Origin of the sequence: Pelagibacterium sp., from assembly GCF_048264985.1 — a bacterium.
Lineage (GTDB): Bacteria > Pseudomonadota > Alphaproteobacteria > Rhizobiales > Devosiaceae > Pelagibacterium.
Genome location: NZ_JBLXCL010000002.1, coordinates 262,266 through 283,796, shown reverse-complemented (window position 1 = coordinate 283,796; position 21,531 = coordinate 262,266). Strand labels below are relative to the sequence as shown.

Here is a 21,531-nt window from a genome sequence, read left to right as displayed (position 1 = left end):
GGCAATCGACCGTGAAGTCAAACTGACGGCGAAGCGGCCAAATCATGCTTAACATGCGGTGACTTTGTGGCTGTCAAGTCTCGCATTTTGCAGTTTGGTTAACGAAATCGATGGCTTTGTTAGGGTCCGGTTAACGATTTGAGCGCTACATCTTTCCCATACAGCCACTATGAGGCCAGAGATGACAATCAACCTACAGATTCCGGGAATCCAAGAGCTTAAGCCGAGAATCACCGTCTTTGGCGTCGGTGGTGCAGGCGGAAACGCGGTCAACAACATGATAAACTCGGGCCTTGAAGGCGTCGAGTTCGTTGTGGCAAACACAGATGCGCAGGCGCTGGCATTGTCCCGCGCGCAGCGTGTTATTCAATTGGGCGTCGGTGTAACCGAAGGTCTGGGTGCTGGGTCGCACCCCGAGGTCGGACGTGCCGCTGCCGAAGAGAGTTTTGACGAACTCAATGACCACCTTTCGGGTTCGCATATGGTCTTTATCACTGCCGGAATGGGCGGTGGTACGGGTACAGGCGCTGCTCCAGTTGTGGCCCGTGCCGCCCGTGAGCAGGGTATTCTGACCGTTGGGGTGGTAACCAAGCCTTTTCAGTTTGAAGGCAATCGCCGCATGAAGCTTGCGGACGAAGGTATCGATGAGCTGCATCGCCACGTCGATACGCTGATCGTGATTCCAAACCAGAATCTCTTCCGGGTTGCCAACGAGAAGACGACGTTTGCTGATGCTTTTGCCATGGCTGACGAGGTCCTGTTCTCGGGCGTTGCCTGTATTACGGACTTGATGGTCAAAGAGGGGCTCATTAACCTCGATTTCGCCGACGTGCGTGCCGTGATGCGCGGTATGGGCAAGGCGATGATGGGGACTGGCGAGGCCGAGGGTGAGGATCGTGCGCGTCACGCTGCTGAAGCGGCTATCGCTAATCCGCTGCTCGACGATGTTTCGATGCAGGGTGCCCGCGGGCTGCTGATTTCGATCACTGGCGGCAAGGACATGACGCTGTATGAGGTTGATGAGGCTGCTTCGCGTATCCGCGAGGAAGTTGATTCCGACGCCAACATCATTCTTGGTGCGACGTTTGACGACTCGCTGCAGGGTAAAGTGCGTGTCTCGGTCGTTGCGACCGGAACCGATGCGCTTATGGTGCAGGCACTCGATCCGGTTAAGCCGAACGCCAATCGTCAGCCCTTGCAGGCTAAGCGTGTGCCTGAAGCCGTTGCCGCACCTGCCGCAGCCCAGGCGCCTCGCGCAGAGCAGCCCGCTTCTCAGCAGACAGCGCCAACGCAGGCTAGCGCCAATATGAGCGATGACCAGTTTGAGGCGGCAGTTGCTCAGGCCATAAAGGACGGCAATTCGGCAGCCGCAGCGGCCGCGACCGCTGCCCGGCAGGCTGAGGATAGCGGCGTAACCATTGAGCCTTACACGCCGGCTGCAACGGTCCGTCAGCCGGTTGAAGAGGCTCAGCGTGCTCCCGAAGCCGCTATGCCCAAGCCCTATGTGCCGTCAGGTGCCGAACGTCCGCAGCTTCAGCGTCGTATTCCGCGCGCCGAAGACATGCCCGCTGTTGCCCGTCAGCAGATGGAGCAGCCGAGAAGCGAAGAGCCTCGCAATGCACGCGCGTTGTTCCGTCGTTTGGCTTCAAATGTTGGGTTGAGCCTTGGAGGGGAAGCCGAGCCGCAGGTGGCTGGCGAGCGTGTTCAGCCCCAGTTCGACGATGCTGCTGCCCGCAGTGCCATTGAAGCAGCGCCATCTCGTCCGGCGGCGCCACGTCCGCAGGCTGAAGGTGCGGCGGGGCAACTTGACGCGCATGGGCGTGCTCCGGCGCGTGCGCCGCAAAAAGAACAGCTTGAAATACCAGCGTTTCTAAAACGCCACGGTTAAATCAAATTTGCAGATTAGATGCTAAATCGGTCTGGCACGGGTTCCGTGTCAGGCCGAACTTCGTTATTAGGGCGATTGGGCCACTCATTAACAATAGGGCCCGGAGTGCCAATGAAAAATAACACCGTGCGCCAGTGCACGCTGACTCGGCCGGCTGAATTTGCCGGCATCGGCGTGCATAATGGCAAGCCGTCGCGCCTTGTTATCAATCCGGCTCCGGCCGATTCTGGCTACACACTGAGCCGCATTCTCGATGATGGCAGTCAGACCGCCAGCGTGAGGATTGACCACTCTCGGGTCAGCCGGACCTCATTGTGTACGGTGATCGATCTTGGCAATTCAATCAGCGTTGCGACAGTCGAGCATGTCCTTGCTGCGCTCAATGGGCTTGGCATCGACAATGCGGATATCGTTGTTTGGGGCGAGGAATGCCCAATAATTGATGGAAGCGCCGAACCGTTCGTTGATGCTGTGCTTGATGCGGGTATTTCCGTCCAGCCCCAGCGCAAAAAATTTATTCGTATACTGCGCTCTGTGACAGTACGCGACAATGACGCCTTCGCGATGCTTGAAGCCTATAACGGACGCGCTTTTGACGTTGAGATTGATTTCAACAGCAAGGTGATTGGCCGTGAGCGTATGATCTTTGATTGGTCGCCACGCAAGTTTGCCCTCGAAGTTGCGCCGGCGCGCACATTTGGCTTTGTGGCGCAGGCCAAGGTATTGCGGCAGGCTGGATATGCTCTTGGATCGAGCCTTGAAAACTCCATCGCGATTGAAGAAGAAAAAATCGTCAATCCGGACGGGCTTCGGTTCGATGACGAATTCGTCCGTCACAAATTGCTCGACGCTGTCGGAGATCTTGCCCTGGCGGGACTGCCCATTTATGGACGCTTCAAGTCCTACAAGGGCGGGCATGGGCTGAACGCATTGGTGCTTAAGTCGCTGTTCGCCAGCGGAGCCAATTATGAAATTGTCGAAGCCGACGCGTTGCCGCTCGAAATGGAGGCGCTTGGCGACCTGCCCGAGAGGCTGTCTGTCGAGCCCTACTTGCGTTCTATCGGTTGAATGGGCGATAACCCCCGTCACAGTTTTGAACAGATTGCCCGCTAGCGGATTGTGGGCACGCGCGGGTCACGGTTCATGTCCCGGGCCATGAGGACGGAGTTTTTCGTGAATATCATAGCCAGACCAAGCAAAGCGTCCAGGATTTGGAAGATGACGGCGGCATTAGCCCTGGTCGGGATCCTAGCTGCCTGTTCACCCATGTCGATTTTTTCGCGGACCGCGGACGAAGAGCCACTGGTACCAGCCAACGAGCTTTATGCAAGCGCCGTCGCGAACATGGAAAACAACCGCTACATTGCGGCTATTGAAAATCTGGAAACGCTGGAGCGTCAGAACCCGTTTTCTGATGTGAACGAACGCGCCAAGGTCATGCAGGTCTTCGCCAATTTCCGTCTTGCACGTTTCCCCGAAGCTGTGCGTCAGGCCGACCAGTTTCTGGCGCTTTACCCGCGCTCCTCGGAAGTGCCGTATATCTTGTTCCTCAAGGGCAGCGCTTATTACGAGCAGATCACCGATATTACGCGCGATCAGGAACTCGCCCAGGATACGATAGAGACCTTCACTCAGCTTCAGGCCAGCTATCCTGATTCTCGCTACGCACGGGAATCACGTCAGATGCTTCTGATTGCGCGTGATCAGGTCGCCGGCAAGGAAATGAGCGTTGGGCGCTATTATCTTGGTAATGGCCAGTTTACTGCGGCGATCAATCGTTTCCGGGTGGTGGTCGAGGACCATCAGACCTCGACGCATGTCGAAGAGGCTCTGTTCCGGTTGACTGAAGCATACCTCAAGCTCGGCCTTGTCGGAGAAGCTCAGACGGCGACCGCCGTGTTGGGAACAAACTACCCGAACTCGGATTGGTACCAGCGGGGCTTTGCTTTGCTGCAGAACCAAGGGCTGCAGCCGCAGATGATGACAGGCAACTGGCTTGCCAATCGCTAAGGCGCGATCTGAATTTATTTCATAATGATGCCCTGGCCAGAGGCCAGGGCATTTTCTTATCCACTTGTCGGTCGTCGTTTGTTCCGGTATTGTTCGCATTGTCTATGGTGCGAAACTCGCGTTCAAGGTTTGCAGCATGGATACCTCGCGGGGTAAACAGTCAGGACCACCAATCGGATGGGAGAGACGAGAGCGATGCTGAATACGCTTTCGGTCCGCAACATCGTTCTGATCGATCAACTCGATCTCGCGTTCGAGGCGGGAATGACGGTATTGACCGGCGAGACTGGCGCCGGCAAATCGATTTTGCTCGATGCTCTCACACTTGCGCTCGGGGGGCGGGGCGATGCCGCGCTGGTGCGCAAGGGTGCCGAGAGCGGGCAGGTGGTAGCGGTTCTCGCACTGCCGCAGAGCCACCCGGCGCGTGTCTTGTTGCGTGAAAATGAGATTGAGGATGATGCTGAGATCATCCTGCGACGCGTTCAGCATGCTGACGGGCGTACTCGGGCCTTCATCAACGATCAACCGGTATCTGCTGGCCTTCTAAAGTCTATTGGCGCCCTGTTGGTCGAGATCCACGGTCAGCATGACGATCGTGCGCTTGTCGATGCTGCGACCCACCGCGTTTTGCTCGATAGCTTCGGAGGTTATGAAGCCGAAATTGGCGCGGTGGCGGCGGCTCACGGGCGGCTGATGGCAGCCAAGAAGGCAGTCGACGTACAGCAGGCGCGTGTTGAGCAGGCAGCACGCGAAGAAGACTATGCGCGGCACGTGATTGAAGAGTTATCGTCTCTTAGACCAGAGGCTGGAGAGGAAGTCACGCTTTCGGATCGCAGGCAATGGCTGATGGGACTTGAAAAGGCAGCCAGTGAGGTCAATGACGCCGATGAGATACTCAACGGCACCAATGCGCCCGGACCGACGCTTGCCATGCTGTTGCGTCGGCTGACTCGTAAATCTGACGCCGAGGCTGCATTGTTCGCGCCGATGGCCGATGCTGTCGATCAGGCGCTTGTTGCGTTGGACACCGCAAGTGAGGCTTTGGAATCGATCCGGCGGGAGATGGCGTTCGACCCGCGCGAGCTTGAGCAGGTCGAGGAACGGCTTTTTGCTCTGCGCGCTGCTGCCCGTAAGCATCAAGTCGAGCCCGATGCACTGGCCGAGGTCTTGGCCAAATATGAAGGCGATATCGAAGCGCTGGAGTCGGGCGCTGAGACCTTGTTGGCGCTTGAGGCTGAATTCAGGACAGCTGATGCCGATTACCGAAAATATGCGGATAAGCTCTCTCGCATGCGCGAAAAGGCGGCTGGTGCTTTGAGTGAGGCTGTGGAAGCCGAATTGCCCGATCTCAAGTTGGGGGCTGCCAAATTCATAGTCGACAGGCAGGTGGATTCCGACAGGGTATCGCCGCATGGCATCGACCAGATAGCCTTTCATGTGCAGACCAATCCAGGTACGACGCCGGGGCCGATGATGAAGGTGGCCTCTGGGGGCGAGCTGTCCCGGTTTCTTTTGGCACTCAAGGTTGTTCTTGCCGATAAGGGCTCGGTGCCGGTGCTCATCTTCGACGAAATCGATACGGGCGTGGGCGGCGCCGTTGCCGATGCCATCGGTAAGCGTTTGGCTCGGCTGGCACAATCAGTCCAGGTGTTGACAGTTACTCACGCGCCCCAGGTCGCAGCACGGGCGCAGACACATTTGCTGATTGAGAAACAGGCGATAGAAGAGGGGGCGTTCATGCGCACACATGTGCGACCGCTCGATATTGCAACGCGCGGAGAAGAGGTCGCGCGGATGTTAGCCGGGGCAACGATCACCGAAGAAGCGCGCGCGGCGGCGCAGCGATTGATGCGCGAAGTCGGCGTCTAGGAGCAAATGCAGTGAGTATCGATGTGGCGGTTGCAGATTTATCGCTTGAAGTTGCCAAGGTTGAACTCGACCGTCTGCATGGGCTGATTGAAAAGGCGGATAGGGCCTACTACCAGGAAGATGCCCCGGAGCTGACCGATGCCGAGTATGATGCGGCGCGGCTCCGCTACGTAGAAATCGAAACAGAATTTCCCGAGTTGCGACGCGCCGATTCGTTATCCGAGCGTGTAGGCGCGGCGCCGGTCGAGGGCTTTGCCAAAGTAAGGCACGCTGTGCCCATGCTTTCGCTTGGCAACGCTTTTGATGATGCGGATGTTGAAGATTTCGTGCAGCGCGGACGCAAATTCTTCGAGCGTGATAAAGATCTTGAGCTGGCTTTTACGGCGGAGCCGAAAATCGACGGACTTTCCGCTTCGCTGCGCTATGAAAATGGCGCGTTTGTTCGCGGTGCAACGCGGGGCGATGGCTCGGAAGGCGAGGACATTACCGAAAACCTCAAAACGATTGGCGATATTCCGAAAAAGCTTATCGGTTCAGGCTGGCCCGATGTGCTCGAGGTACGCGGCGAGGTCTATATGACCCACGCCGATTTCGCGGCGCTCAAGAGGCGCTCGGCGGAGGAGGGCGGTCAGGATTACGTCAATCCGCGCAATACCGCTGCGGGTTCGTTACGTCAGAAAGACGCTTCGGTTACGGCCAAGCGTAATCTGAAATTCTTTGCCTATGCCTGGGGGCAGGTGAGCGCGCCGATTGCAAACACGCAGTATGAGGCTGTTCAAAGACTGGGCGAGTGGGGTTTCGCCATCAACCCGCTCATGATCCGCGCTACGGAAATTGAGGAATTGCTCAGTCACTACAGGTCGATAGAGGAGCAACGGTCGACGTTGGGCTATGACATCGACGGCGTTGTGTACAAGCTCGACAGGCTTGATCTGCAGCAGCGCTGGGGCTTTGTCGCACGGGCGCCACGCTGGGCGATCGCGCATAAATTTCCAGCCGAACAGGCAACAACCATTCTGCACAAGATCGATATCCAAGTTGGGCGCACTGGAACCCTGACACCGGTCGCAAGATTGCAGCCAGTTACCGTGGGCGGTGTGGTTGTGGAAAACGCAACACTTCACAATGAGGACTATATAGCGGGACGCGACAGCTTTGGTGCAACCATACGTGATGGGTACGACATCCGCGCGGGAGACACGGTGATCGTGCAACGGGCTGGCGACGTGATACCGCAGATCGTGGCCGTGGCGCCCGATAAGCGACCGGCGGACTCCAAACCATTTGAATTTCCCCATGTCTGCCCTGAGTGCGGCTCCGAGGCGGTGCGGGAGGTCAATCCAAAAACCGGCAAGCTCGATGCGCGACGGCGGTGCACCGGGGAATTGATCTGTCCGGCACAGGCCGTGGAAAACTTAAAGCATTTCGTTTCTCGCAATGCGCTTGATATCGATGGTCTTGGCGACAAGCAGATTGCTGCGTTCCATGCCGAGGGCAGGATAAAAGAGCCTGCTGATATTTTTACGCTGTCCGCGAGAGATGTCCAAAGCCTCAAGAGGCTCAAAGACCAGGAGGGCTGGGGCGAAACATCGGCAAAGAAACTCTTTGCCGCCATCGATGCGAGACGCGAGCCGGACCTTGATCGATTTATTTTTGCATTGGGTATTCGTCATGTCGGGGAAACCACTGCTACGCTTTTCGCGAAAACGTTTGCCCGTTTTGAGGTCTTTCAGGAAATGGCCTTTCGTGCTGGAAAGGGCGATGAGGAGGCTTATGACACCTTGCTTGGGATCGATGGGATCGGGGACACTGTTGTACAGTCGGTGACCGGCTTTTTTGCAAATGAGCGCAATGAAAAGGCCATCGAAGCCTTGCTGGCGGAGGTCAACCCGAAAGAATATCGGGTTAGCGTTTCGCAGGACAGCGTGGTGGCAGGAAAGGTCGTGGTGTTTACTGGTAGTCTAGAGCGCATGTCACGCACGGAGGCCAAGGCCATGGCCGAGCGAATGGGCGCAAAAGTGTCAGGATCCGTGTCTGCCAAGACCGATCTGGTCGTGGCGGGGCCGGGAGCCGGAAGCAAGCTAAAGCAGGCCGAAAGTTTGGGCGTTGAGGTGATTTCTGAAGACGAGTGGTTCGAAAGGACAGGGCAGGCATGATGGCTAAAGTCTGGCTTGCGGGCCTCGTGTTTTTTGGTGCTATCGCAGGCGCCAATGCCCAGGAAGGCTCCGCCGAAATGTTGCGCGATCACCTTTACAGTGGACGATTGGCCGAAGGGCTGGCCGTTCTGGAAGCAAGAGCCGATAATGACGCCAGTGCTGCATTTGGCGTCGGCATCCTTACCTTTTTCTCGGCCATCGAAAGTTTGGTTCAGCCGCTTTATGCTCATGGGTTTAACCCGGAACGCGGTATCGCGGTTGGTCCTTTATTCGGATTGGCATGGGACGACACTGATCAGGAGAGAGTTCCTGAGCCGCTTACTTACGCTCAATTGCGCGGCTATCTGGCCCAGTTCTCGAACCAAATGGATGCGGCGGTGTCTGCATTGTTGACGGCGAGCGAAGGCGAGTTTGCCATAGAGATCGACGTGACGCGCATACGCATCGACATCAATGGGGATGGTGAGGCGGATGACGAAGAAACGGTGGGCGCGTTCCTAGCCATGGCATCGAGTGCCGGGCAGAGGTTGGACTTGGACTCGGGCGTTGCGCCCGACCTTGGGCTTCCTGCAACGACGTTTGCGCTCGATAATTCGGATGCAATCTGGCTGGCCGGGTATGCGCACATCCTTGCGATCCCATCAGATTTTTTCCTGGCTCATGATTTTGAGGATTTCTTCAACGCTGGGATGCACCGGCTGTTTCCGGGTGCTGAGTTGCCTATGGAGACCTATCCCGATGGCGGCCAGCTCTTTATGGACCGCGACAGCGATGCGTTGTTGGCGGATGCCATTGCAATTGTCCATACGTTGAACTGGCCCGTTATCGACCGTGAGCGGTTGATGGGGGTCAAAGATCGCATGGTCAGCATAATTGAGCTATCGCGGCAAAACTGGAACGCGATCCTTGCGGAAACCGATGACCATCTCGAATTCGTTCCCTCGCCCTACCAAACCCCTCTTGCACCGCAAATGACAGTGACCAAAGCAATGGTTGAAGCCTGGCGTGAAACATTGGATGTTTCCGAAGCCATTTTGAACGGCGAATTGCTCTTGCCGCATTGGCGTTATGAAAACCTTGGTTTCGATCTTCTCGCATGGTTTGAGACTGCGGAGCGGACCGATGCGGTACTGCTGCTCACAGGAAGCGACGCGCTGCCCTATCTGAAGTCGGGCGAGATTGCGGACGCTCAAACTTTCGATGCTGCAAATACGGTATTTGGTGGTTCTATCTGGAATTATGCTGCGTGGTTTAACTAGCACGAGACAGGGAGTCGGCAGATGGCGGATCTACACAGGCTTTCCTGCCATTGCGGTGACGTTGAACTCGAGGTCGATCACGAGATCGGCACACTGTTGGAATGCAATTGTTCGACGTGCGCGCGGTCTGGGTTTATCCATTGGAAGGTGCCAGTGGAGTCTGTCCGGTTGGTAACTCAGAAGCGTCGATTGACTGTGTATTTATGGCGCGACTTGGATGGCGGCCATCATTTCTGTCCCACCTGCGGTACAGCGTTGGTGCGCACCGGTTACCGAGACCGGATATCGGTCAATGCCCGCTGCCTTATTGGTGTCGATGTATTTAGACTGGAGATATCTCGTTTTGATGGTCGGCATCAGATGCCTCCTGGACCGGAAGAGTGAATTCCGGTCAAAGTGCTTCGCTGAGGTCATGGTTGATCCAGCGGCAAAAATACTTTTCTTAAACGCTCTGGCCTGCCGGCGTGGATCGCTGTTTGCCTCGAAGCGCCATTACGCCTATCGATTGTACCTATCAGAGCTGTCTTGCGCGCCTGGCGTTCCAGAGCGAGCGTGTGCTGCGCTCTTGCGGCAAGCCCCTTGCCCCGCAATTGGGGCAGAATAAATTCTTCCACAATCTCGTCGCCTTCGATCCAGTCGATACTGGCCGGTCGCACAGCTAGTATGCCTGCAAAGAGATCGCCGAGCCCCGGGCAGATTGCGTATAGACCGCCCGCTTGGCGGCAGCTTTCTAGGTCGGAAAATTGAGCAGCATCAATTGCTTGGTCAAGCTCCGGGTTATCTTGGAAAAGCTCATCATAGACATCCCTTGCCTTTGTAGCTGCTGCTTCAACTTGGTCCCAACGCGCGAGGTCAACTGGCGCTAGACCTGTCTCTGCCATTTCGGCGTAGCTGGCAAAATGGATCGATATGTCTAAAAGGGCATCACGTGTCGGAAGGCTCTGTGCAGGAGCAGTCAAACGCAGATGGGCGGGGGTGAAGCTACTCCATTCAGATGCAACTGCGCCCTTGAGCGCGTTAAGATCTGAAAAGCTGTGAGCGATGACTTCGATGAACGGGTGAGCGACATTGCGCCGGTAAAAACGTATTCCCGCCAGCATTTCGCCGTGCCGCGACCTGACCAAGCGGTGATTGTAGTCGGCCTGCACAATGCCATCCAATACTATGTAGTCGGAAAACAGCCGACTAAATTCCGGATCATTACACCGTTCGATCTCTTTACATAGCCAGCGGGCAATCATTGCTTCGCCCGCCGGACCAAAATGCCGCTCAGCAAGCGCCATCTGATGGTTGAGCGAGGACCAGTTCCTGGCTGTCTTGGCATCAAAAGTCATTAAGCCACGATAGGTCCGGCTCGGTTTGTTCACAATGGCGCTGTGGCCTGCTCGAGCCAGTTACGCGTGTTCTCGTCGAGGTGCGGACCTATCTCGCGAGCGGTGCGCGCGTGGTAGGCATTGAGCCAGTCAAGTTCGGTCGCATCGAGCAAGCCTATATCGATCAGACGTCGATCGATTGGCGTGAGCGTAAGCGTTTCAAATTCGTAGAAGCCTGGGGCGACCTCACTCTCATGCACGGCAATCAGGTTCTCGATGCGGATGCCGTAGTGCCCGGTGAGGTAGAAACCTGGCTCGTTGGAGAGGATCATGCCAGGCTCGAAAGGCACATTACCCTTTGGCGAAATGTTTGCAGGGCCCTCATGCACTGACAGAAAAGCACCAACGCCGTGGCCGGTGCCATGCTTATAGTCCAGCCCCGCTTGCCAGAGAAACTGCCTGGCGAACGCGTCGATATGGGCGCCGTTTGCGCCCTTTGGGAAGCGTGTGCGGGTGATGGCAATCATGCCTTTCAGCACGCGTGTAAAGTGGTCTTTCTGCTGCGCGCTAACCGGTCCCGTGGCCATTGTGCGCGTAATATCGGTTGTGCCAGAGAGATATTGGGCACCAGAATCCACAAGCATGAGATCGCCTGGCTCAAGTGTGCGATTGGTCTTTTCTGACACCCGATAATGAACGATGGCGCCGTTGGGGCCGGAGCCGGAAATTGTCTCAAAACTCACATCGACTGCCGTGCTTTCTTCACGTCTGAAGGCTTCCAGCATCTTTACGATGTCGATCTCGGTCAGCCCACCACGCGGAGCAGCTTCATCGAACCACGCCAGAAATTTGGCAAGGGCTATGCCATCGAGCGTTTGCGCTTCGCGCATGCCAGCCAACTCGACTTCATTCTTCTTGGCTTTTGGCAAAAGAATGGGGTCGCGCTTTTCAATCAGCTTGGCGCCTTGCGTGAGCACTGCCTTGACCTGAAAGGGCGCTGTCTCAGGGTCGAACCATACGTTGCTTTTATCAGCCGCGCACTGGGCCAATGCGCCTTCAAATGTGTCTTTCGAAGCGAGTTCGGCAACATGGGACAGCGCGGCTCGATTTTCGTCGGTAAGCTTGTTATCGGCCAGGAAAAGCGTCGGTTTTCCTTTTGCCGGAACGAGGGCGAAGCTGAGTACGAAGGGGTTGTGAGGGACGTCGCGGCCGCGGATGTTGAACAACCAGCAGATAGATTCCGGGAGGGTGAGGATAACGGTATCCGCGCCCTCGACGGTCATGGCAGTGCGAAGGTCGGCGAGCTTATCCTGAGCCGACTTTCCAGTACGGTTATCTCCCAGCACTTCAAGTGGACCGGTTGGTGCGCCGGGGCGATCTTCCCATATGCCATCGATCGGGTTTGTGACCGCGACGAGCTCAATCTTGACTTTCAGCGCCTCGCGCAGTGCTGCGATACGACCAGGTGTGTGGAGCCAGGGATCGAACCCTATACGGCTGCCTTCGGGCAAATGGCTGGCCATCCACTCTCCGGGGTTCGTCGTTGTGGTGTCGTGTACCGAAACCAAATTCGTGTCGGTCTGGGCGGGAGCCTGGAGCGTGTAGCGACCATCGACGAAGAGAGCAGCGGTGTCCTTTGTGACCAGCGCCATGCCCGCCGAGCCTGTAAACCCGGTCATATAGGCCAGCCGGGCTTCACATTCAGGCACATACTCTCCCTGATGCACATCTGTGCGTGGGATGAGGAATCCGTCGATACCGAGTGGGGTAAAGCTGGTGCGCAAGGCATCCAGTCGAGGCGCAACTTGAGCGGGATCGGATTTCTCGTCAAATGACTGGAATAGGGCGTCGGGAATTGCAGCGTATTCGGGCATGATGGACTTTCTCGTTAACCGTCCATGCGCTTCCGGCATGGCTGGGTCTCATTTTGAGGTCTAACTAACAGAAGCGAATGGCTCTATCTATTGTCTCGAGGGCAAGGTTACCCGAAACTGCCAATCAAGGAGAGACGAAATGGTTGAAGACAAGAGCTTCTTCCGCAAGGCACTCGATGCCATGATCGAAGCCCGCAGCCGTGAAGCGGCGCGTCAGGTTGATCGTTATACGCGGATTTACGGGTGTGACTTCGGCACGTCCAAAAAAGGCTCGGCCGAATAGGGTCGCCTGGGGCTGAATTGTCCCAGACATTACCGTGACATGAGCCCCTACGGCATCCCTGCCGCCGGGGCTTTTTGTTATGCTTTTTCCAGAATTAGCGTCGTCCAGTCCTTGCGAACAACACGGTCTTTCAAGACCATGCCCTGCCTGTTGTAGGCGGCGATGACGCGCTGGGCCTGTGTGTTGAGCAGGCCCGAGAGGATAATGGCTGCGCCGCGTTCGGCGATGCGGCCGATGTCGGGCGAGAGTTCTACCAACGGCCCGGCCAGGATATTGGCGATGATGAGGTCGTATGGCGCGTTGCCCCTTATGGTCGTATGATCAACGCCAGCGGCATCAACAGCGACGATCATGTGGGAAACGCCGTTGGCGCGGGCGTTTTCGTTGGTAATGCGGACTGCGAGCGGGTCGATGTCGGAGGCTATCACCGGCAGTTTGCGGCGCTTGGCGACGGCTATGGCCAGAATGCCGGTGCCGGTGCCCACGTCGATCGGGCGGATAGGCTTCTTGCGTTTAAGAACACGCTCGATCGCTTCAAGACAACCCGTTGTCGTTTCATGGTGACCGGTGCCAAATGCCTGAGCGGCATCGATGCGGATCGGGATGACGCCGCGGGGCAGTGTGCCTGTTTCATGGCTCCCATAAACGTAGAAACCCCCGGCGGTCACCGGCTTTAAGCCCTCCAGTGAGTGCGCGACCCAATCGGCATTTTCATCAATTGGATCAACGGCGAAACCGACTTCCCCACCCAGTATCTCGCGGGCGAGCGCTTCAAAAGCCACCATGTCAGGCGGGCTATCACAGGTGGCCTGGAAAACCCATTCGCCGGTGTCTTCATTTTCATGAGCCGACGCTGTCAGGGCCAGTTCGTCGCGATCCATCACAGCGTCAACCAGAGCGTAGGCCTGGTCCTTGGTGAGTGGGGTGGAGATCTGATCCTGAGGCATTTCTGTCACTTTCGCTGGACTGGCGCGGGTTGTGAAACGCGCACGCCAATAAGTCAACAATGGCGGTAAAAGCTATGGACTTGAGTGAAGTTGTGTTCCATTTCTGTTCTAAATTGGCGAATGTTCGAAACCGGTTCAAAATTGCCATCAAGGGCGGGACGCGCGAGTGTTGTATGCCCGGCGAAATGATGGGCATGATCTCGCCAACCGGGAGTTTGGAGGAAAGATGTACGGATTGATCGGGCGAATGATCGCGACGGAGGGGCGGCGCGAGGAGTTAATGGCTATACTGAAAGAAAGCGCCGGTGGGCGGATGCCAGGGTGCCATAGCTATATCGTTGCGCGATGCAAGGAACATCCTGACGGGATCTGGGTGACCGAGGTCTGGGATGATTCTGAAAGTCACAAGGCGTCGTTGGACCTGACGGCGGTGCAGGATGCGATTGCCCAGGCGCGACCGTTGATTGCAGGGTTCGACAACCGGTTCGAGACAGAGCCCGTGGGTGGGCTCGGGCTGTAGACTAGTCTGAGCGCTGGCCGAAGCTGTTGCCGTCTATCCTGTGGGTTGCGGCAGCATAAGCCGAAAGACCGGTGTCTCTGGCGGCCCCTTGGACCCCGGCTTTCGCCGGGAAAGCTCGGGGAGGTCGGGCACCACAGCTGTCTCGACAGCCGCGAGCAAAATGCGCAAGCGCGGTCAAGCCGGGGCGTGACCGCTGGCGCACTGTCGGGGCTGTAAAGGCATCAAGGGATACTGTCGTGCGGTTCGTGGGCAAGGTGATCTGGTATATCGAGAGCAATTTCCGCAAAGGGGTTGGGCTCGATGACATCGCGGTGACCTGCGGGGTGTCGCGATTCCACATGTGCCGCGGCTTTGCGGCTGCAACAGGATTCCCGGTCATCGACTATCTGCGGGGCCGGCGGCTGACCGAAGCGGCCCGGCAGCTTGCAGCGGGCGCGCCAAGCATACTCGATGTGGCGCTCGAAGCCGGATACGGGTCCCATGAAGCCTTTACGCGCGCTTTTCGCGACCGGTTCGGTGTAACGCCCGAGACGGTGCGGGATGGAGGCGCGGTGGATCAAACCCTGCTTGTGGAGCCCATCAGAATGGACAGAGCAAACGTGACGACAATTGAACTGGCAGAACCGCGGCGCGTGAAGAGCGGGCCGCTAACTATCGTCGGGCTCAGCCGACGGTACAAATATCAAGAGGTCGGGGGCATCCCTGCGCAATGGGTGGATTTTCAGCCCTTCGAGGGCAGTCTGGGCGAGCAAAAGGGCCTCTGGTATGGGGTGTGCGACGGGTTCAACGAGACCGAGGGGACCTTTCGCTATACCTGCGGGGTTGCGGTGGCGCAGCCGCATGACGTGCCGGGCGAACTAGAGGTCATCAAGCTGTCTGCCCGACCCTATCTCGTCTTTTCGCACAAGGGGCATATCTCGGATTTGCGGCACACCATGAATGCCATCTGGAGCCAGTATATGCCGGCAAGTCCCGAAACGCCCGAAGGCGATGCGCCGATGTTTGAGCTTTATGACGAAAAGTTCGACCCTAGAACCGGACATGGCGGGTTGGAAATCTGGATTCCGATCAAGGACTAAGACGCAGGTCTTCAACTGCTGCCGGTGATTGGAATGGATTGGCCGGGTCCGGGATGACAGAAGGCGAGGGGTTGAGAAAGGAGGCAGATCGCGCCAAAGCGGGCTGGCTCTAGCGCTTGAGACTGTCGATCAAGGGCGGCAGTTCGGCCAACGTTTCGATTTTGGTGAAACGGGGGGCGTTGTCGGGTTCTTCGGCACGTTCATAGTCCCAAGTGAGCGCGTGGGGGACGTAAGTGCCCCATCCGCCCGCCTCAAGGGCGGGGAGGACGTCCGAGCGGAGGGAGTTTCCTACCATCATGGCGTGTTCAGGGCCATCGCCGTGCCGGGCGAAGGCGGTCGAATAGGTGGCAGCCGATTTGTCTGAGACAATCTCGACGGCGTTGAAGAAATCGCCGAGACCAGATTGGGCCAGCTTGCGCTCTTGATCAAAGAGATCGCCCTTTGTGATGAGGACGAGCGTATGACCCGCCGTCAACGCTTCGAGCGTATCGTGAACGTGAGGCAGGGTATCGACGGGGTGGCTGAGCATTTCGCGGCCCGCGGAGACGATGCGACCAATGATATCGCCAGGCACCTTGCCATTTGTGATCTCGATTGCCGTTTCAATCATTGACAGGGTGAACCCCTTTATCCCGAAACCGTAATGGGCGAGGTTGCGCTTTTCTGCATCGAGCAGACGCGAAGCGAGATGTTCAGGCTCGGCATAATCGGAGAGCAATTCGGTGAAATGGGCTTCGGTGAGCCGGAAAAAATGCTCGTTTTCCCAAAGGGTGTCGTCGGCGTCAAAGCCGATGGTTGTCAGTGCGCTCATGGGGGCTATGTGCCACGATCTGACTGACCGGGAAAGAGTGGATGAAGCGAGAAGGGCGTTGATGGCGCGAGGGTGATTCCGAGCAGATGCTGAAATCAGGCGCAGTCGGAGATAGTCGATCTGCCTTTTTTGGCTTCGTAGAGCGCTCTGTCTGCAGTGACGAACAATGCCTGAGGGTTGAACTCGGTGTGCTCGGATGCGAATGCCATGCCTAGCGATGCGCTGATTGGCAGGCGTTCCCCATTCCATTTGACAGGGCCGAGCAGGCTGCGGGTAATCCAGCGGACGGCACGCTCGGCTTTGCCTTGGGCGCCGAGCGGAGGAAGAAGAACTGCAAACTCGTCGCCGCCGATGCGCGAGACGAGACGAGCCTGGGGAAAGGCTGTTTTGAGACGATCTCCAAAGGCAACCAGGCACGCATCGCCAGCGGCGTGACCCCAACGGTCATTGATCTGCTTGAACCCATCGAGATCGAAAAGGATCAGTGCGCCAATACGCTCGAGAACCGGCTCGTCATTGGGGCGCTCCAGGAAACGCTGGAAGCGCAGACGATTGGCAACGCCGGTCAGTGGATCGCATTCGGCTTGGGCGCGCAGGGTTTCCCAACGTGCGCGATCCTCAGTTATGTCCTGCTTCATGCCATAAAGCGTCGTCGCCCTGCCATTGACACTGCGTACAGCGGCGTTGATCCGTATCCAGCGTTCGGCGCCGTCGGGGCGAATGATGCTGGCATCGAGCGAAAAGCCAGACCGGGACGCTATGGCGTGCGAGCGTTTGCGTGAGAGCGCTTCGCGCGATGCCTCGGTGTACATCTCGACGGTTGCCTGACGTTCGGGCGTGTGTTCGCTCGACAGGCCAAAAATATCGAGAACTCCGCCGGTCCAGCTTAACCGTTCGCTGGCGAGATCGCATGAGAAGGCACCCATGGGAACTATTGATGCGGCCTGATCGTAAAGGTTCAGTGCAGCATCAGGTTTGCCGATATCGTTGGTGCTTGGAGCGGGCCTGAACGTCTCTTGCAAGTGTATGTTCTTCATAGGCTCCGGTCCCGGACACAACCGGCCCCAACTGAGGGCGGCGAAGTCTGCACCTTGGCATCGGTGAGTAAATGTTGCGTTTAATCGAGCGCGTTGTCTTCACCGAGAATGTTTGCCGTCATCTTCTTGAGCACGGTGTTAGCAACGGCGATTTCATCGGGCGAAAGCCCTTTTGTTGACTGGGCTATGAAATCGCTGACGATAGCGGTGAGCGGGGCTTGAAGGGCCCGGCCCCTCGGCCCGAGATCGACCAGGACCGTGCGGCGGTCCTTGGGGTCGGCGGTGCGTTGGAGCAGGTCCTTGGCAACCATGGAATCGATGAGCCGGGTGACCGTAGTGCGATCGCGCAAGGACGTGGCGGCTAGCTGGCCCATTGATTGTGGGGCTTGGGCCCATAGCATCATGAGCATTGCCCATTCCTCGGCCGTTATGGCGTGGCCGGCCGCCTTAAAGCGCTGCTGCACTTCGGCGCGGATGAGAAACGACAGGCGATTGACCCAATGGGGCGTGGCAGCTTGATAGTCGAACATTTGTGTGTATATTACACCATATGTAGACAGCACGCAAAGGTGCACTCATGAATACGATTGTCAAAACGGGCGCTCTCACGATCGTCGGTGAAGCCGGTCGGTTTCCCAAGATCGAGCTGATCGAACCCAATGGGTACGGTTATATCGTCTTAGCGCTTGAAGTCGATCACAGCCGCCTGCCATTCTTTCTTGTCCAGAGTGCCAGCAAGACGCGGCTATTGGAGGACCTCAAAAGGCTGGCGGACGAGCTAAGAGGGCTTGTCGGGGTTCATAAGGTGGTGGTGTTCAAGGCGCTGGTCGTGCCGCCCGGCGAAGGGCGCTACAAACAGGCGCGTCCGGACGTGGCGCAGGCCCGGTTCGATGTTGTCGTTCTGATTGAAACCGGAACGCCCGAGCGCGCGAGGACCTTGCTTGCGACGCCCCAATTTGCCGCGCTGGAAGACCAGGGACGGGCGGGCGCAAAACGCGCCGAAGTGATTGTTGGCCAGAACGCCCGCCGCATCGGGCCGGTCGACCACGGACGCGACGGCGTGTTTCTGTTCAATTATTTCCTGGCTGAAGGCCGGGAGCAGAATTTGGCCGTGTGGGAATATACCGCCGGATGGTTTGCCGACCAGACCGGACTCGACAATTCGACGCTGTTGCTGCCGGACGCCGATCATTCGGGCGGGCTTACGCTGATCAACCATTGCCGTTGGGACAGGCTGGCCGATGTGTTGCCCAGCCTTTTGTTCAAGCCCTCATTCCGCAGTTATGTGCTGGCCAATTTCGATGCCAATCACACAGCGCCGATGCCGGTACTGTATAAGCTGGCTTAGCGCTACCGGCAGGGCCACCGTTCCGCTCAACGATCGTCAGAAGGGATTTATCCGTCGAGCTTGCGTTTCAGGAGTTTTATACGGTTCGTCGCTTCGAGGCTGGTCAGGTCGTCGTCATAGGCATCCGGCTCTTCGGCGCGCTGAGACAGGCAGAGCAGTTCGGCAGCCTGGGAGGCGGACATCGGACCTTCACCGGATTGATAATCCTCGTGGTCGTTGATGCGGAAGGCGTCTGGGTTTGCTGTTGCGATACCGGGATGAATGTCGGTCATTGGGGGAACTCCGCTGAGCTAAAGTGTATGCAGATAAACACTTTGCGTACCGGGGCGGTTCCCCCTGTTGATCGATGTCAAACAGAAATCTTGTTGCTGCCGCAATTGGTGGGATTTCAGCCCAGCTTTACGGCCGTTCCCGAGATCGAAACCATAAGCATGCCGCCGCGTTCGCCGACCACTTCGTAATCGAGATCGACGCCGACCACGGCATCTGCGCCGAGCGCGCGAGCTTCCTCTTCGAGTTCGGCCAGGGCCTCCTTGCCGGCGCCGCGCATGGCGTTTTCATACGAACCGGCGCGGCCGCCGACGATGTCGCGAATGCCGGCAAAAAGATCGCGGAAGATATTGGCGCCGATGATGACTTCGCCGACGACGAGGCCGAGATACTCACGGACGGGGCGGCCTTCGACGAGAGATGTTGTGGTGATGAGCATGGCGATGGTCCTTGAATCTTGAATGACGTTGGGGAGGGACGCATCCTGATTACCGCTGGGAACGCTTCCTGGACGCGGCCCTGCCATCAAGAGCGCTGCTTATCCCCGTTTCACAAAACTATCGAGGACCTTTTTAGGTCCGGCCTTTTCGAAATCGATGGAGAGCTTGTTGCCTTCGGCGGCGGTGACGGTTCCGTAACCGAACTTGAGGTGGAAGACGCGTTCGCCCACTGCATAAGCAGCCGAAGGGCCGGAGGAGCGGGCGACCAGATCGCCGTCAATGGTGACCGGGCCGGGGCCTTTGCGAGCCGATTGCTGGCGCTGGGCGCGTTGCCAGCCGGGGGTTTCATAAACGCTTTCGAACGGGTCGCGATCGTCGAACCGTGTGGTGGCGCGGCCGCCATAGGTGTAGCCGCCGTATGAGGAGCCGGTGTCGGTGACTTCTATCGCTTCCGGTGGAAGCTCATCGAGAAAGCGGGACGGCAAAGCGTCTTGAACACGACCGTAGATGATACGATTAGAAGCGAATGAAATACGGCAGCGCTTTCGGGCGCGGGTTATGCCGACATAGGCCAAGCGCCGTTCTTCCTCGAGACCGGCAAGGCCGGATTCGTCTAGTGATCGCTGATGTGGAAAGATGCCCTCTTCCCAGCCGGGAAGAAAGACGGTGTTGAATTCGAGACCCTTGGCTGAATGCAGTGTCATTATCGAGACGGCGTCGTCGGCCTCGCCGGTGTCGCGATCCATGACTAGCGAAATGTGCTCCAGAAAGCCGCCTAGATTATCGAATTCCCCCATCGAGCGAGTGAGTTCCTTGAGGTTTTCTAACCGACCGGGGGCGTCGGCGGATTTATCGGCCTTAAGCATCTCAGTATAGCCGGATTCATCGAGCATCTGCTCGGCGACCTCATAGTGAGGAATTGTATGGAGGCGGCTGGCCCAGTCGTCAATTTGACGGATCAATTCGCGGAAGGTGCTGCGCGGCTTTGGTTTTAACTCTTCGGTTTCAACCAGTTCGCGAATGGCAGAAGTTAGGGGAATATCTGCGGCACGCGCAATGTCATGAACAATCTGCATTGTAGCGGGGCCGAAGCCGCGTTTAGGTACGTTGACCATACGCTCGAAAGCAAGATCGTCGTTAGGGTTGGCGATAACACGCAGGTAAGCGAGCGCATCACGGACCTCCTTACGCTCATAAAAGCGAAGGCCGCCTACAACGCGATAATTGAGGCCGAGCGTAATGAATCGCTCTTCGAATTCGCGCATCTGGAACGAGGCGCGCACGAGGATGGCCATATCGTTGAGCTGATCGCCCTGGCGCTGATATTGCTCGATCTCTTCGCCGATCTCACGCGCTTCTTCAGCACCGCTCCATACCTTGGTCACCGAGAGCTTTTCGCCCTCGTCGCCAACGTCGGTCTGGAGCGTCTTGCCGAGGCGGGATTCGTTATTGGCGATCAGATGGGAGGCGGCGGCCAGGATATTGGAGGTCGAGCGGTAATTGCGCTCGAGCTTTATTGTCTTTGCGCCGGGAAAATCCTTGGCAAAGCGCAAGATGTTATCGACCTCGGCGCCGCGCCAGCCATAGATCGACTGGTCGTCATCACCGACAACGCAGATGTTCGCGCTGTTGACGCCATCGCGCGACTGGGCGAGCAGGCGCAGCCACATATATTGGGCGGTATTGGAATCCTGGTACTCATCGACCAGCATGTAGCGGAAGCGGTCATGATACTGAGCGAGAACTTCAGGGTTTTCGCGCAGGAGGCGGATGCCTTCGAGCAGGAGGTCGCCGAAATCGGCGGCATTGAGGGTTTTGAGCCGGGCCTGATAGTCCTTGTAGATCTTCTGGCCCTTGCCATTGGCGAAGAACCCGGCATCGGCAGGGGAGATGTCCTTGGGAAGCAGGCCGCGGTTTTTCCAGCCATCCATCATTGAGGCGAACTGGCGGGCGGGCCAGCGTTTTTCGTCGATGTTTTCGGCAGCGAGCAATTGCTTGATGAGGCGGATCTGGTCGTCGGTGTCGAGGATCGTGAAATCGGGGCGCAGGCCGACGAGTTCGGCGTGGCGGCGGATCAGGCGCGCGCCGATAGAGTGAAACGTTCCCAGCCACGGCATGCCTTCGACTGAGGCGCCAACGAGTTTTCCAATCCGCTCCTTCATCTCGCGGGCGGCCTTGTTTGTGAAGGTCACCGCGAGGATCTGGTTGCCGCGGGCTTTTCGCGTGGCGAGAATATGGGCGATGCGGGTGGTCAGAACGCGGGTCTTGCCGGTGCCAGCGCCCGCCAGGACGAGAAGCGGTCCCTCTGTGGTTTCGACAGCCTCGCGCTGTTCGGCATTGAGCCCATCAAGATACACCGGCGCGCGCGCGGCGAACTGGGAGGTGATCGGGCCTTGCGGGCGATGGGGCGGGACAGCGGTCATCAGG

Annotated in this window: 19 protein-coding genes; 10 read left to right on the top strand and 9 right to left on the bottom strand. The window is 57.6% G+C overall.

Going from position 1 to position 21,531, the window contains the following annotated elements:
- The first annotated feature begins 181 nt into the window (after positions 1-181).
- From ftsZ to ACN0TA_RS10685, 6 genes are all read left to right on the top strand, one after another.
- The gene (gene ftsZ, locus ACN0TA_RS10710; RefSeq protein WP_417582674.1) at positions 182-1,888 is read left to right on the top strand and encodes a cell division protein FtsZ; all 1,707 of its coding nucleotides are present in this window, start codon (positions 182-184) and stop codon (positions 1,886-1,888) included.
- A gap of 111 nt (positions 1,889-1,999) precedes the next feature.
- The gene (lpxC, locus tag ACN0TA_RS10705) at positions 2,000-2,956 is read left to right on the top strand and encodes a UDP-3-O-acyl-N-acetylglucosamine deacetylase (RefSeq protein ID WP_417582672.1); all 957 of its coding nucleotides are present in this window, start codon (positions 2,000-2,002) and stop codon (positions 2,954-2,956) included.
- 150 nt (positions 2,957-3,106) lie between these two features.
- A complete protein-coding gene (locus ACN0TA_RS10700) occupies positions 3,107-3,898 on the top strand; it encodes an outer membrane protein assembly factor BamD (RefSeq protein WP_417582670.1) in 792 nt (263 codons plus the stop codon).
- Between the two features lie 195 nt (positions 3,899-4,093).
- Positions 4,094-5,767, top strand: a complete 1,674-nt coding sequence (gene recN, locus ACN0TA_RS10695) for a DNA repair protein RecN (RefSeq protein ID WP_417582668.1) — start codon at positions 4,094-4,096, stop codon at positions 5,765-5,767.
- A gap of 11 nt (positions 5,768-5,778) precedes the next feature.
- On the top strand, positions 5,779-7,923 hold the full coding sequence (gene ligA, locus ACN0TA_RS10690; protein ID WP_417582666.1) for an NAD-dependent DNA ligase LigA: 2,145 nt from the start codon (positions 5,779-5,781) through the stop codon (positions 7,921-7,923).
- Entirely contained in the window at positions 7,920-9,182 is a 1,263-nt protein-coding gene (locus ACN0TA_RS10685; RefSeq protein ID WP_417582664.1) for a hypothetical protein, read from the top strand. Before ligA ends, ACN0TA_RS10685 begins: the two co-directional genes overlap by 4 nt.
- A gap of 410 nt (positions 9,183-9,592) precedes the next feature.
- On the opposite strand, the gene ACN0TA_RS10680 is transcribed toward ACN0TA_RS10685, so the two are convergent.
- Positions 9,593-10,516 carry a hypothetical protein gene (locus ACN0TA_RS10680; RefSeq protein ID WP_417582662.1) on the bottom strand — a complete coding sequence of 308 codons (924 nt, stop codon included), beginning with the start codon at positions 10,514-10,516 and terminating at the stop codon, positions 9,593-9,595.
- A 29-nt stretch (positions 10,517-10,545) separates the two neighbouring features.
- Entirely contained in the window at positions 10,546-12,369 is a 1,824-nt protein-coding gene (locus ACN0TA_RS10675; RefSeq protein ID WP_417582660.1) for an aminopeptidase P family protein, read from the bottom strand.
- Between the two features lie 139 nt (positions 12,370-12,508).
- On the opposite strand from ACN0TA_RS10675, the gene ACN0TA_RS10670 reads away from it, so the two are divergent.
- A complete protein-coding gene (locus ACN0TA_RS10670; protein WP_350056005.1) occupies positions 12,509-12,652 on the top strand; it encodes a hypothetical protein in 144 nt (47 codons plus the stop codon).
- Positions 12,653-12,729: 77 nt separating this feature from the next.
- Here the strand turns inward: ACN0TA_RS10670 and ACN0TA_RS10665 are convergent, their stop codons facing one another.
- Complete coding sequence (locus tag ACN0TA_RS10665) at positions 12,730-13,599, bottom strand: 50S ribosomal protein L11 methyltransferase (RefSeq protein WP_417582657.1); 870 nt, start codon at positions 13,597-13,599, stop codon at positions 12,730-12,732.
- Between the two features lie 226 nt (positions 13,600-13,825).
- Here ACN0TA_RS10665 and ACN0TA_RS10660 point away from each other — a divergent pair, with 226 nt between their 5' ends.
- Complete coding sequence (locus tag ACN0TA_RS10660) at positions 13,826-14,119, top strand: putative quinol monooxygenase (RefSeq protein ID WP_417582655.1); 294 nt, start codon at positions 13,826-13,828, stop codon at positions 14,117-14,119.
- A gap of 236 nt (positions 14,120-14,355) precedes the next feature.
- On the top strand, positions 14,356-15,198 hold the full coding sequence (locus tag ACN0TA_RS10655; RefSeq protein ID WP_417582653.1) for an AraC family transcriptional regulator: 843 nt from the start codon (positions 14,356-14,358) through the stop codon (positions 15,196-15,198).
- A 109-nt stretch (positions 15,199-15,307) separates the two neighbouring features.
- On the opposite strand, the gene ACN0TA_RS10650 is transcribed toward ACN0TA_RS10655, so the two are convergent.
- The 3 genes from ACN0TA_RS10650 to ACN0TA_RS10640 all read right to left on the bottom strand — a co-directional run bounded on the left by ACN0TA_RS10650 (position 15,308) and on the right by ACN0TA_RS10640 (position 17,576).
- Positions 15,308-16,009 carry an HAD family hydrolase gene (locus ACN0TA_RS10650; protein WP_417582651.1) on the bottom strand — a complete coding sequence of 234 codons (702 nt, stop codon included), beginning with the start codon at positions 16,007-16,009 and terminating at the stop codon, positions 15,308-15,310.
- Between the two features lie 95 nt (positions 16,010-16,104).
- On the bottom strand, positions 16,105-17,046 hold the full coding sequence (locus ACN0TA_RS10645; protein WP_417582649.1) for a GGDEF domain-containing protein: 942 nt from the start codon (positions 17,044-17,046) through the stop codon (positions 16,105-16,107).
- A gap of 80 nt (positions 17,047-17,126) precedes the next feature.
- Positions 17,127-17,576 (bottom strand): MarR family winged helix-turn-helix transcriptional regulator, encoded by a 450-nt coding sequence (locus tag ACN0TA_RS10640; protein WP_417582647.1) that lies wholly within the window; start codon positions 17,574-17,576, stop codon positions 17,127-17,129.
- Positions 17,577-17,623: 47 nt separating this feature from the next.
- On the opposite strand from ACN0TA_RS10640, the gene ACN0TA_RS10635 reads away from it, so the two are divergent.
- Complete coding sequence (locus ACN0TA_RS10635) at positions 17,624-18,394, top strand: hypothetical protein (RefSeq protein ID WP_417582645.1); 771 nt, start codon at positions 17,624-17,626, stop codon at positions 18,392-18,394.
- 47 nt (positions 18,395-18,441) lie between these two features.
- Here the strand turns inward: ACN0TA_RS10635 and ACN0TA_RS10630 are convergent, their stop codons facing one another.
- From ACN0TA_RS10630 to ACN0TA_RS10620, 3 genes are all read right to left on the bottom strand, one after another.
- Complete coding sequence (locus ACN0TA_RS10630) at positions 18,442-18,666, bottom strand: DUF3072 domain-containing protein (RefSeq protein ID WP_417582643.1); 225 nt, start codon at positions 18,664-18,666, stop codon at positions 18,442-18,444.
- Between the two features lie 116 nt (positions 18,667-18,782).
- Positions 18,783-19,103: a heavy metal-binding domain-containing protein gene (locus tag ACN0TA_RS10625; RefSeq protein WP_417582641.1), complete on the bottom strand. Its 321-nt coding sequence runs from the start codon at positions 19,101-19,103 to the stop codon at positions 18,783-18,785.
- A gap of 99 nt (positions 19,104-19,202) precedes the next feature.
- Positions 19,203-21,527 carry an ATP-dependent helicase gene (locus ACN0TA_RS10620; RefSeq protein WP_417582639.1) on the bottom strand — a complete coding sequence of 775 codons (2,325 nt, stop codon included), beginning with the start codon at positions 21,525-21,527 and terminating at the stop codon, positions 19,203-19,205.
- Positions 21,528-21,531 lie beyond the last annotated feature (4 nt).